The organism is Leisingera sp. ANG1 (assembly GCF_000203975.2).
Lineage (GTDB): Bacteria > Pseudomonadota > Alphaproteobacteria > Rhodobacterales > Rhodobacteraceae > Leisingera.
In genome coordinates this window covers 151,176-163,271 of sequence record NZ_AFCF02000009.1, presented here as the reverse complement: position 1 = coordinate 163,271, position 12,096 = coordinate 151,176, and the positions used below count along the sequence as shown (strand labels likewise).

The window sequence follows — 12,096 nt, the reverse complement described above, 5'->3', positions numbered from 1 at the left end:
GCCCTTTCACCCCTGCGTGTCAATAAGATAGCGTGGCGGCATGACAAGCTCTCCCCGATTCATTCACCTGCGCACCCATACCGAATATTCGCTGCTGGAAGGCGCTGTGCGGCTGAAGAAGCTGCCGGACCTGTGCAAGAAGCATGAAATGCCCGCGATTGCGGTGACGGACACCAACAACCTGTTCTCGGCGCTGGAGTTTTCCGTGTCTGCCAGCGGTGCCGGGGTGCAGCCGATCATCGGCTGCCAGGTGGATCTGCGCTTCACCGAACCGGCCCCGGGCGAGCGGCCCAAGCCGCCCGCGCCGCTGGTGCTGCTGGCGCAGAGCGAGGCAGGCTACGAGCATCTGATGAAGCTGAACTCCTGCCTGTATCTGCGGCAGGGGGGAGAGCTGCCGCATGTGACGCTGGAGGAGCTTGAGGCGAATGCCGGTGATGTGATCTGCCTCAGCGGCGGGCCGGACGGGCCAGTGGGGCGGCTGCTGCAGATGGGGCAGCGGCCGGCAGCGGAAGCATTGATGCAGCGGCTGAAAGAAATTTTCCCGGACCGCCTGTATGTCGAGTTGCAGCGCCACCCGGGCGAGCACGGCCAGCCCGAGGCAGAGAAGCAGACAGAGCGCGGCCATGTGGAGATGGCCTATGCCATGGAGCTGCCGCTGGTCGCCACCAATGACGTCTATTTCCCCAGCACGGAGATGTTCGAGGCGCATGACGCGATGATCTGTATCGCCGAGGGCGCCTATGTCGATCAGGTGGAGCCGCGCCGGCGGCTGACCGCGCAGCATTACTTCAAGAGCCAGGAGGAGATGGTTGCGCTGTTTGCCGACCTGCCGGAGGCGATTGAAAACACGGTTGAAATCGCCAAGCGCTGCGCCTTCATGGCCTACCGGCGCGATCCGATCCTGCCGAAGTTCGCCGATGACGAGGTGGCGGAGCTGCGCCGCATCGCTAACGAAGGCCTGCAGCAGCGTCTTGCAGTGATCCCGCATGCTGTCAGCGTTGAGGAATACCAGGAGCGGCTCGATTTCGAGCTGGGCATCATCGAGGGGATGGGCTTCCCCGGCTACTTCCTGATCGTTGCCGACTTTATCCAATGGGCCAAGGACCACGACATTCCGGTCGGGCCGGGGCGGGGCTCCGGTGCGGGCTCGCTGGTGGCTTATGCGCTGACCATTACCGACCTTGACCCGCTGCGCTACTCCCTGCTTTTCGAACGCTTCCTGAACCCGGAACGGGTCTCGATGCCGGACTTCGATATCGACTTCTGCATGGACCGCCGGGAAGAGGTGATCAAATACGTGCAGGAAAAGTACGGGCGCGACAAGGTGGGGCAGATCATCACCTTTGGCGCGCTTTTGTCCAAGGCGGCGGTGCGCGACATGGGGCGGGTCTTGCAGATGCCCTACGGCCAGGTGGACCGGCTGTCCAAGCTGATCCCGGTCGAAGGCGTGAAGCCGATGTCGATCGCCGACGCGCTGAAGGAAGAGCCGCGCCTCAGCGAGGAGGCCCGCAACGAGCCGGTGGTGGATCGGCTCTTGACCTATGGCCAGCAGGTCGAAGGCCTGCTGCGTTCTGCCGGCACCCACGCGGCGGGTGTGGTGATCGGCGACCGGCCTCTGGACGCGCTGGTGCCGCTTTACCGCGATCCGCGTTCGGACATGCCTGCGACCCAGTTCAACATGAAATGGGTGGAACAGGCGGGCCTCGTGAAGTTCGACTTCCTGGGCCTGAAGACGCTGACCGTCATTCAAAACGCCATGGACCTGATTTTCCAGTCAGGGCGCGATCTGCATATCGCCGAGGACGGCACCCAGCTCTATGAGCCGCCGGAGGGGGCGGAGAACCAGATCAACGCCATTCCGCTGGACGACACGGTCACCTATGACCTCTACTCGCGCGCCAAGACGGTGGCGGTGTTCCAGGTGGAATCCACCGGCATGATGGATGCGCTGAAGCGCATGAAACCCACCTGTATCGAGGACATCGTGGCGCTGGTGGCGCTGTACCGTCCCGGCCCGATGGAGAACATCCCGGTTTATTGCGAGGTCAAGAACGGCCAGCGCGAGATCACTTCGGTGCACCCGCTGATCGACCACATCCTGGAGGAAACCCAGGGCATCATCGTCTATCAGGAACAGGTGATGCAGATCGCCCAGGTGATGGCGAACTATACCCTTGGCGGTGCGGACCTGCTGCGCCGGGCGATGGGTAAGAAGATCAAGGAGGCGATGGACGCCGAGCGCCCGAAATTCGAGAAGGGCGCGGCGGAAAACGGCGTCGACAAGAAAAAGGCCAGTGAGGTCTTCGACCTGTTGGAGAAATTCGCCAACTACGGCTTCAACAAATCCCACGCCGCGGCTTATGCGGTGGTGTCCTACCAGACCGGCTGGCTCAAGGCGAACCACCCGGTGGAGTTCATGGCCGGCGTCATGAACTGCGATATCCATCTGACCGACAAGCTGGCGATCTACTTCGAGGAAGTGAAGAAGGGGCTGGGGCTGAAATACGTGCCGCCCTGCATCAACCGCTCGCTGGCGACCTTCAACGTGGTCAACGGTGAGCTGGTCTATGCGCTGGGCGCGCTGAAGAACGTCGGCCTGGACGTGATGCGGCTGGTGGCCGAGGCGCGCAAGGAGGGCGAGTACGAGAAGCCCTTTGTCAACGTCTACGACTTTGCCCGCCGGGTGAACCTCAAGAAGGTCGGCAAGCGGCCGCTGGAGATGCTGGCGCGGGCGGGGGCCTTTGACCAGCTGGACAGCAACCGCCGCCGGGTGTTTGAGAGCCTGGGCGCACTGGTGGATTACTCCGCCGCGGTGCATGACCAGAGGAATTCCAGCCAGGTGTCGCTGTTCGGAGAAGCGGGCGAGGACCTGCCGGAGCCGCGGTTGCCCAATGTGCCGGACTGGCTGCCGGCCGAGCGCCTGTCTGAGGAATTCAAGGCGATCGGCTTTTACCTCTCGGGCCACCCGCTGGACGACTACATGCCCGCGCTGAAGCGCAAGAAGGTGATGACACTGGACGAGGTGACAGCCAAGGCCGAACGCGGGCCGTTCATGGCCAAGATGGGCGGCGTCGTTGCGGGCCGGCAGGAGCGTAAATCCGCCCGCGGCAACCGCTTTGCCTTTGCCCAGCTCAGCGACCCCTCAGGCGCCTATGAGGTGACGCTGTTCTCCGAGGTGCTGGAGAAGTCCCGCGAGTTTCTGGAAACCGGCGCCAAGGTGGTGATTACGGCTGAGGCGACAATGGAAAGCGACCAGCTGAAACTGCTGGTGCGCTCGGTTGGTCCGGTGGACAGCGCCATTGCCGACGCCGGGCGCTGTTCCCTGCGGGTCTACCTGAGTGACGCGGCGGCGGTTGGCACCGTGGCGCAGGTGCTGGAGGACGCCAAGGCAGCGGCCCGCAATGCCTCGCGCGGGGAGGTCTACATGTACCTGCAGGATCCCGGCCTGCCCGGTGATGTGGAGATGGACCTGGGCCAGCCCTTCCCGATCAACCCGCAGATCAAGGGCGCGCTGAAGTCGCTGGACGGGGTGATGGATGTGGAGGAGATCTAGGATTCCCGCAAAGATTGACAGCAGGTTAGACAGCGGTTAGCGGTGGCAGCATGGAGCGGCTACTGCATAAACCTTGTTGTCACCACGTGCTTTTACGGGGCAGACACCATTGATGCCTCCGGCATGACTTGGACGACCTTTCGTACTGTCAAACCGGAGTAAAAACAGTGAACATTCCCGATGTATTGAATGGCCGTGTTTTCGAGGCGGCTGAATTTGTATCCTCAGATTTCTGCACACAGATGATCGCCAAGGCGTATGAACTTGGGTTCAAAAGGGCGACGATCAACACTGAATGCGGTGTCAAAGCGGTTCCGGATATCCGGAACAATGACCGGGTGATCTTTGATGACCCAGTGCTTGCAGCAGCTTTGTGGCAAAAAGTGAGCCCATTCTTCTCTGCTCCGTTCAAAGGCGCTGCGGTGGTTGGAGTGAATGAGCGGTTCCGATTGTACAGGTATCATCCCGGCCATTTCTTCGACTGGCATCAGGATGGGGAGTACCGCAGCGCACATGGCACCGTGAGCCGTTTTACAATGATGCTTTATCTCAACGAAGGCTTTGAGGGTGGCGGAACCAGTTTCGCGGATGTGTTTTCGCCTTTCCGTTTTGCGGATTTCACCATTCAGCCTGCAACCGGCAAGGCTCTTTTCTTTCATCACCCTTTGTCGCACCGCGGGGACCCTGTGGTGTCTGGCGTGAAATACGCATTGCGCACAGATGTAATGTTTGAATCGGACGAATAAACCCAGGCCCGGAACAACGGCGCGGAGCGCTCCGGGCCTGCGGCAGACCGTTCGGGCGGGCTGGCGCACTGGTGAGGCAAAGTGCTCCGCCGGATAAGTTCTACGGACTTGGCCGGGATAAACTGCCAAACACAACCGCCGGGGCGCCATCCCACGGGCTGCCGCAGGCCCGTTTGAGGCAGGCGCGGGCTTAGGCCTCCTTCGGCACTGGCAGCTTGGCGGTGTCTTTCAGCAGGCGGATGGCATCCTTCATTTCCAGCCGCAGGGTTTTTACCACCTTTTTCAGCATCCCCTTCACCTTCTTCACGCCGCCCAGGATCGTGGTAAGCTCCTTGATCCAGCCAAAGACGATTTGCAGCACTGAGGCAAAGCGGTTCAGGATCGACAGCGCGGTGTCGAGCAGGCCGATCTGCTCCCAGATCTCCTGCACCCAGCCCCAGACCTGGCGGAACATCTCGACGTATTTGCGGACCACGGTTTTCAGCACCCGGACCAGACGGGAACGGTCGGTGTTCTTGCGGATGGTATCAAGGATGCGCTGGCCCAGCTTGATCATGGTCTTCAGCATCTGCTCCACCCGGTCCAGCAGATTGAGCACCGTTTGCCCGGCAGAGGTGACCTGCGCGACTGCCTTCTTGCCGGCGGTCTTGGCGATGGACTTGGCCGCCGAGAGCATTTTCTTCATGAACTTGCGCAGGGGCATCAACAGCGAGCGGACGCGTTTCCAGACCTTCTTGAGGTAAAACAGCACGCGGGTGTGGAGCCTATCGATGCCTTTTTCGACGAATTCCACCGGGTCGTTGGATGGTGCCATGGCCGTGTCCCCCAATCACTTGTCACAGAATACACATGTGACAGCCTGCGCGGCGCGGGCGCTTGGATCAAGGGAAACCGTGGTTTTCGGGGCAGGCGTCAGTAATGCGGCGGGCGTTCGTCGGCGAAGACCACGCCACCGGTGCCTTCCTGCTCGCGGGTGGCTTCGCGCTGCATCAGCATGGCAACGCGGCGGGTCAGCACGTCGATCTCCTGCTGCTGGCGGGCGATCACGTCGCTCATTTCGTCCACGCTGCGGGTCAGATGGGCGATTTGCTCTTCCAGATGCTGCATGGGTCACACCTTTGATTGCGGATGCGCTTAGATAGGCGCTTTGGCGGGCTGCGTCCATCACCAAGCCGCGCGCATGTTCAAGATGAGAATTTCGGGTGAAAGGACGCAGGTGCTGGACCCTTCGCAGCCTTGCCGCGCGGGGCTGCTTCCGTTAGACCGCCACGCGAGTGAAACCGCTACCCGTGAGGAGGCCGGATATGGCCAAAGTGAAGAAACAGCCCCGCCCCAAGGCGCAGACGCCGAAGGGGTTCCGTGACTATTTCGGTGCGGAGGTGACCCAGCGCAGCGAGATGCTGCGGGCCATCGCGGGTGTGTATCATCATTACGGGTTTGAGGCGCTGGAAAGCTCGGCGGTGGAAACCGTTGAAGCTTTGGGAAAATTCCTGCCCGACGTGGACCGCCCGAACGAAGGCGTGTTTGCCTGGCAGGAGACCGAAGAGGACGGCAACGGCGACTGGATGGCGCTGCGTTATGACCTGACGGCGCCGCTGGCGCGGGTCTATGCCCAGCACCGCAACGACCTACCGACACCTTACCGCCGCTATGCGATGGGGCCGGTCTGGCGCAACGAGAAGCCAGGACCGGGCCGCTTCCGCCAGTTCTATCAGTGCGATGCGGATACTGTCGGCACGGCCTCGATGGCGGCGGATGCAGAGATTTGCGCGATGCTGTCCGACACGCTGGAAACCGTTGGCATTCCGCGCGGCGATTACCTGGTGCGGGTCAACAACCGCAAGGTTCTGAACGGCGTGCTGGAGGCGATGGGCCTGGGTGATGGCGATGCCAAGCGTGACGACGTTCTGCGCACCATCGACAAGTTCGACAAGGTGGGCGAGGCCGGCGTGCGCGAACTGCTGACTAAAGGCCGCCTGGATGCCTCGGGCGCCTTTATCGACGGGGTTGGCCTGTCGGACGATCAAGCAGCGCCGGTGCTGGCGTTCCTGACATCCAAGGCGGCAGATGCGGCGGGCACCATCGCCAACTTGCGCACTGCCGTGGGCGACAGCAAGGTCGGTCAGGACGGCATTGCCGAGCTCGAGCAGATCGGTGAGCTGCTGGCCGCGGGCGGCTACGGCAAGGACCGGATCGAGATTGACCCCTCGGTTGTGCGCGGGCTGGGCTATTACACCGGGCCGGTGTTCGAGGCGGAGCTGACCTTTGAGATCCTCGACGAGAAAGGCCGCAAGCGGCAGTTCGGCTCGGTCTCTGGTGGTGGCCGTTATGACGGGCTGGTCAAGCGCTTTACAGGGCAGGAAGTGCCTGCGGTGGGTGTCTCGGTCGGCGTTGACCGGCTGCTGGCGGCGCTGCATGCCAAGGGGCGTTTGAGCGCCGAGGCAACCGGCCCGGTTGTGGTCACAGTGATGGACCGCGACCGGATGGCGGATTATCAGGCGATGGTGGCAGAGCTGCGCAATGCGGGTATCCGGGCTGAGGTCTATCTGGGCAACCCCAAGAACTTCGGCAACCAGCTGAAGTACGCGGACAAGCGGAACTCTCCGGTCGCGGTGATTGAAGGCGGTGACGAGAAGGCCAATGGCGTGGTGCAGATCAAGGACCTGATCCTGGGCGCCAAGATCGCCGAAAGCGCGACGCTGGAAGAGTGGAAGGAACGCCCCAGCCAGTTCGAAGTGCCCCGCACCGAACTGGTCGCCAAGGTGCGCGAAATCCTGGACGGGCAGGGCTGATCATGACGCTTCGTTCCGACATACAGGCCCGCGCCGCCCAGCTGAGGGTCCGCTTTGAGGCCGCAGGGGCGCAGGTGGTGGACACACCGCTGCTGCAGCGGGCCGGCACGTTGCTGGATCTTTACGGTGAGGACATCCGGGCGCGTGCCTATGTGACCACTGACGCCTTGCGCGGCGAACAGATGCTGCGTCCCGACTTCACCGTGCCGGTGGTGGAGGCGCATATGCGCCATGGTGCCGAGCCTGCGCGCTATACCTATTCCGGCGAGGTGTTCCGGCGCCAGGAGATCGACCCGGACCGGCCCAACGAATACTTGCAGGTTGGCTATGAGGTGTTCGAGCGTGATGGTGCCGCGGCGGCGGACGCGGAAGTATTTTCGCTGTTTGCGCTGCAGGTGCGCGGGCTGCCGCTGCGCGCAGCGACCGGTGACATCGGCATTCTGATGGCGGCGGTCGAAGGGCTGAACACCACCGAGAAGCGCAAGGCGGCGCTGATGCGCCATATCTGGCGGCCGCGCCGCTTCCGCTCCTTGCTGGACCGTTTTGCAGGCCGTAGCCCGGTGCCGGAAAGCCGCAGGAAGCTGTTGGAAACCGAGGGCGACCTGACCGGCTCTGCCGTGGAGATCGGCAAGCGCCGTGCGGCAGAGGTGCAGGCGCGGGTGGAGGCGTTGCGCGAGGATGCCAAGCATCCGCCAATAGCCGAAAACGAATTGCTGGCGCTGGAAGCGCTGATGGCGGTGCGGGAAACTGTGCCCTTTGCCACTGAGCAGATGCGCGACATCGCGGTGGATCTGCCGCAGATCAACCCGGCGCTGGACCGGCTGGATGCGCGCACCGCGGCAATGAAGGCGCGCGGCGTGGATGTGGACAACCTCGATTTCGAGGCCTCCTACGGGCGCACCTCGATGGAGTACTACGACGGGTTTGTCTTTGGCTTTTATGCAGAAGCACGCCCCGATCTGCCGCCGGTTGCCAGCGGCGGGCGTTATGATGCGCTGACCCGTCAGCTGGGGGAGGGCGAGGAGATCCCCGCAGTGGGTGGTGTGCTGCGCCCGGACCTGATGCTGCAGCTTGAGGAGGCGCGCAAATGACCCTGAAGCTGGGAGTGCCGTCCAAGGGGCGGCTGATGGAAAAGACCTTTGACTGGTTTGCCAAACGCGGCGTGACGCTGTCTCGCACCGGGTCGGACCGCGAATACGCGGGCGCGGTTGAAGGTGTGTCGAATATGGAGCTGGTGCTGCTGTCGGCGGGAGAGGTCCCGCGCGAACTGGCTGCGGGGCGGATCCATCTGGGCGTGACCGGCACCGATCTGGTGCAGGAGAAGCTGCCGCGGTTCGAGCAGCAGGTGGAAGATCTGGCGGAAATGGGCTTCGGCCATGCCGATCTGATCCTGGCGGTGCCGCAGTTCTGGATCGACGTGGACACCCTGGATGATCTGGACGCTGCCGCATCGGCGTTCCGCGCGGCGCATGGCCACCGGCTGCGGATCGCCACCAAATACCACCGGCTGGTGCGGGAGTTCCTGACCGACGCCGGAGTGGCGGATTACCAGCTGGTCGACAGCCAGGGCGCGACCGAAGGCACGGTGAAGAACGAGACCGCCGAAATGGTGGCCGACATCACTTCCACAGGCGAGACGCTGCGGGCCAATCACCTGAAGCTCTTGAACGACGGTCTGGTGCTGAAGTCGCAGGCCACCCTGTGGCGCAGCCGGGTGGCGAAGTACGGCACCGATGAGAAGGCGGCGCTGAACACGCTGCTGGACCTGCTGGAACACCGCAAATAAGCGCTGCTGCCCGCGCGCCCGCGCGGGCTTGGCCCAACGCCTTCAAGGCATCTATGGATGCCTGAAAAGGGGGCGGGAGCGCATTTTTGGTTCCGGGTGCATGCCGTATGCCGGGGTGCTCCCGCCCGTTGCTGGAAACTTCACAGATGTTTCCGCCTCGGTTGGGCCGTGCGCCGGGCTGACGCCCGGCGCTGGCGAGGCTGCCGCGGGGGGAGCGGATTGCCTCAGATAACCCCGATTTCCGCCAGTGCCTGGGAAAGTTCCAGCGGCAACGGCTCCTCCTGTTTTTTACCTGCGGGCAGGTCGGCAGGGGAGTCTTCAGCCTTCAGGTAGCGCCAGCCCTGGAACGGGCGTTTCGGCGCCGTGTGGGTGCGCTGCAGCTCCGGGTCCAGGATGATGGCGCAGCGGCGGATGCCGTCTTCGCCGATGACCTCATCCAGCCGCAGGATGCGCTGGCGGCACTGGATCAGCCCCTTGATCACCCAGTAGATCGAGCCGCCGTTCAGGATCTCTGCCTCGCGCTTGGGCCACATGCGGGTGACGTGCCGCGGCAGGCCCTCCGGCAGTTCCGCACGGCGCATTTCCTGCCAGGCCATCAGGCTGTCGACGCTTTCGGTGCCGACCGAAAGCTTCACAAGATTCACGCGCTTATCCACAGGTTCCCCACAGAGTCGTCCAGAGCTTTGACAGTATATAGTAGTTTACGGATCACCGACTTCAAGGTATTGTGTTTCTCCACGCTATTGCTGCAAGTAAGCCTTAACAAAAAATGGATTCGCCACGGTGCCCGGAAAGAGCTGCCGCAGCGGAGCCGTTTTCATGAAGCCCGAACGAGCCGAAGGACCGACACATGAGCCGCTTTGCCGCCCCCATCGCCGAGCAGATCTGGGATATGAAATACCGTTTCAAGCAGGCCGATGGCGCGCCGATCGACGTGACTGTCGAGGATACATGGCGGCGCATCGCGCGCGACCTGGCGCGGGCGGAGAAGAAGCCGGACGTGTGGGAAGAGAAGTTCTATGGCGCGCTGGAGGACTTCAAATACCTGCCCGCAGGCCGCATCACCGCAGGCGCCGGCACCGCGCGCCAGGTGACCCTGTTCAACTGCTTTGTGATGGGCACGGTGCCGGACAGCATGTCGGGCATCTTCGACATGCTGAAAGAGGCGGCGCTGACCATGCAGCAGGGTGGCGGCATCGGCTATGACTTCTCCACCATCCGGCCGCGCGGTGCCGATGTAAAAGGCGTAGCGGCGGATGCCTCCGGCCCGCTGTCGTTCATGGATGTGTGGGACGCGATGTGCCGCACCATCATGTCCGCAGGCTCCCGCCGGGGTGCGATGATGGCAACGATGCGCTGCGACCACCCGGATATCGAGGCCTTCATCACCGCCAAATCCGACTCTGCCCGCCTGCGCATGTTCAACATGTCGGTGCTGGTCACAGATGACTTCATGGACGCAGTGAAATCCGACGGCTCCTGGGAGCTGCAGTTCGACGGCAAGGTCTATCACACCGTCGAGGCGCGCGACCTGTGGAACAAGATCATGCAGGCGACCTATGACTATGCCGAACCGGGCGTGATCTTCATCGACCGCATCAACAAGGCCAACAACCTCAACTACATCGAGAATATCTGCGCCACCAACCCCTGCGGCGAGCAGCCGCTGCCGCCCTATGGTGCCTGCCTGCTGGGCTCGATCAACATGGCGCGGCTGGTGGCCAGCCCGTTTGAGAAAGACGCCCAGCTGGACCAGGCCGCAATGCAGGAACTGGTCGCCACCGCAGTGCGGATGATGGACAACGTGGTCGACGTCTCCAAGTTTCCGCTGGAGGCGCAGGCGCAGGAAGCGAAGAACAAGCGCCGGATCGGCCTGGGCGTGACCGGCCTCGCCGATGCGCTTCTGATGCTTGGGCTGGAATACGGCTCCGACGAGGCAGCGCGCCAGACCGACGAATGGCTGCACGCGATCGCACGCGCCGCCTATCTGGCGTCGGTGGACCTTGCCAAGGAAAAAGGCGCCTTCCCGCTGTTCGACGCCGACAAGTACCTGAACTCCGGCAACATGCTGAACATGGACGAAGACGTGCGCGACGCCATCCGCGAACACGGCATCCGCAACGCGCTGCTGACTTCCATCGCGCCGACCGGGACCATTTCGCTTTATGCGGGCAACGTGTCCTCGGGCATTGAGCCGGTCTTCGCCTATGCCTATACCCGAAAGGTGCTGCAGAAGGACGGCAGCCGCACCGAGGAGGAAGTGGTCGACTACGCAGTGCAGATGTACCGTGAGAAGTTTGGCGCGGACGCCAAGCTGCCGGACTATTTCGTGAACGCCCAGACGTTGAGCCCGGCGGCCCATGTCAAGATGCAGGCGGCGGCGCAGAAGTGGATCGACTCGTCGATCTCCAAGACCATCAACTGTCCGGAAGACATCTCCTTTGACGACTTCAAGGACGTCTACATGCAGGCCTGGGATCAGGGCTGCAAAGGCTGCACCACCTACCGCCCGAACGACGTGACCGGCTCGGTCCTGTCGGTGAGCGAGAGCGCCGACACCGCTCCGGGCGAGACCGCGCAGGCGCCGCATGAAAGCGGTTTGGGTGAAGACGGGGCCGAAGTGGTTTACATGTCCGAACCGCTGGACCGCCCGCAGAGCCTTGAGGGCCATACCTACAAGCTGAAGTGGCCGGACAGCGAGCACGCGATCTACCTCACCATCAACGACATCATCATCAACGGCCACCGCCGCCCGTTCGAAGTGTTCATCAACTCCAAGAACATGGAGCATTACGCCTGGACGCTGGCGCTGACCCGGATGATCTCAGCCGTGTTCCGCCGCGGCGGGGACGTGTCCTTTGTCGTCGAAGAGCTGAAGGCGGTGTTCGACCCGCGCGGCGGCGCCTGGGTGCAGGGCAAGTACATTCCCTCGATCCTGGCGGCGATCGGCGGTGTGATCGAGACCCATATGGTAAAAACCGGTTTCCTGGAAGGCGAGGGCATGGGCCTGAAGTCCGACCCGCAGGCGCAGGTGGTGAACCTGAACCAGCCCCGCGGCAAAGCCTGCCCGAGCTGCGGCCAGTTCGATATGCAGATGGTCGAAGGTTGCATGACCTGCCGCAGCTGCGGTCATTCGAAATGCGGGTGAGCGGGCTTTGTCCTGTTTTCGGACACACCGTGCCTTTTCCGGATTCCACAATTTCGGTTTTCCAGCCTGAA

9 protein-coding genes are annotated in these 12,096 nt (G+C 62.8%); 6 read left to right on the top strand and 3 right to left on the bottom strand.

Annotation, left to right across the window (positions count from 1 at the left end; genetic code table 11):
• Positions 1–40 precede the first annotated feature (40 nt).
• Positions 41–3,553 carry a DNA polymerase III subunit alpha gene (gene dnaE / locus GC1_RS16975; RefSeq protein ID WP_019294795.1) on the top strand — a complete coding sequence of 1,171 codons (3,513 nt, stop codon included), beginning with the start codon at positions 41–43 and terminating at the stop codon, positions 3,551–3,553.
• A 167-nt stretch (positions 3,554–3,720) separates the two neighbouring features.
• Positions 3,721–4,299 (top strand): 2OG-Fe(II) oxygenase, encoded by a 579-nt coding sequence (locus tag GC1_RS16970; protein ID WP_029204665.1) that lies wholly within the window; start codon positions 3,721–3,723, stop codon positions 4,297–4,299.
• Between the two features lie 190 nt (positions 4,300–4,489).
• Here the strand turns inward: GC1_RS16970 and GC1_RS16965 are convergent, their stop codons facing one another.
• The gene (locus GC1_RS16965; protein ID WP_019294797.1) at positions 4,490–5,113 is read right to left on the bottom strand and encodes a hypothetical protein; all 624 of its coding nucleotides are present in this window, start codon (positions 5,111–5,113) and stop codon (positions 4,490–4,492) included.
• 98 nt (positions 5,114–5,211) lie between these two features.
• Positions 5,212–5,406 carry a SlyX family protein gene (locus GC1_RS16960; protein ID WP_019294798.1) on the bottom strand — a complete coding sequence of 65 codons (195 nt, stop codon included), beginning with the start codon at positions 5,404–5,406 and terminating at the stop codon, positions 5,212–5,214.
• Positions 5,407–5,603: 197 nt separating this feature from the next.
• Between GC1_RS16960 and hisS the strand changes: the two genes are divergently transcribed.
• Genes hisS through hisG form a run of 3 tightly spaced genes read left to right on the top strand, consistent with a single transcriptional unit; the run spans position 5,604 to position 8,877 of the window.
• Positions 5,604–7,091 (top strand): histidine--tRNA ligase, encoded by a 1,488-nt coding sequence (gene hisS / locus GC1_RS16955; RefSeq protein WP_019294799.1) that lies wholly within the window; start codon positions 5,604–5,606, stop codon positions 7,089–7,091.
• A 2-nt stretch (positions 7,092–7,093) separates the two neighbouring features.
• Positions 7,094–8,182, top strand: a complete 1,089-nt coding sequence (locus GC1_RS16950; RefSeq protein ID WP_019294800.1) for an ATP phosphoribosyltransferase regulatory subunit — start codon at positions 7,094–7,096, stop codon at positions 8,180–8,182.
• On the top strand, positions 8,179–8,877 hold the full coding sequence (gene hisG / locus GC1_RS16945; protein WP_019294801.1) for an ATP phosphoribosyltransferase: 699 nt from the start codon (positions 8,179–8,181) through the stop codon (positions 8,875–8,877). The genes GC1_RS16950 and hisG overlap by 4 nt, the downstream gene beginning before the upstream one ends.
• Positions 8,878–9,101: 224 nt before the next feature.
• On the opposite strand, the gene GC1_RS16940 is transcribed toward hisG, so the two are convergent.
• On the bottom strand, positions 9,102–9,533 hold the full coding sequence (locus tag GC1_RS16940) for a DUF1489 family protein (protein ID WP_019294802.1): 432 nt from the start codon (positions 9,531–9,533) through the stop codon (positions 9,102–9,104).
• 194 nt (positions 9,534–9,727) lie between these two features.
• Here GC1_RS16940 and GC1_RS16935 point away from each other — a divergent pair, with 194 nt between their 5' ends.
• Positions 9,728–12,025: an adenosylcobalamin-dependent ribonucleoside-diphosphate reductase gene (locus GC1_RS16935; RefSeq protein ID WP_019294803.1), complete on the top strand. Its 2,298-nt coding sequence runs from the start codon at positions 9,728–9,730 to the stop codon at positions 12,023–12,025.
• The last annotated feature ends 71 nt before the right edge of the window (positions 12,026–12,096 follow it).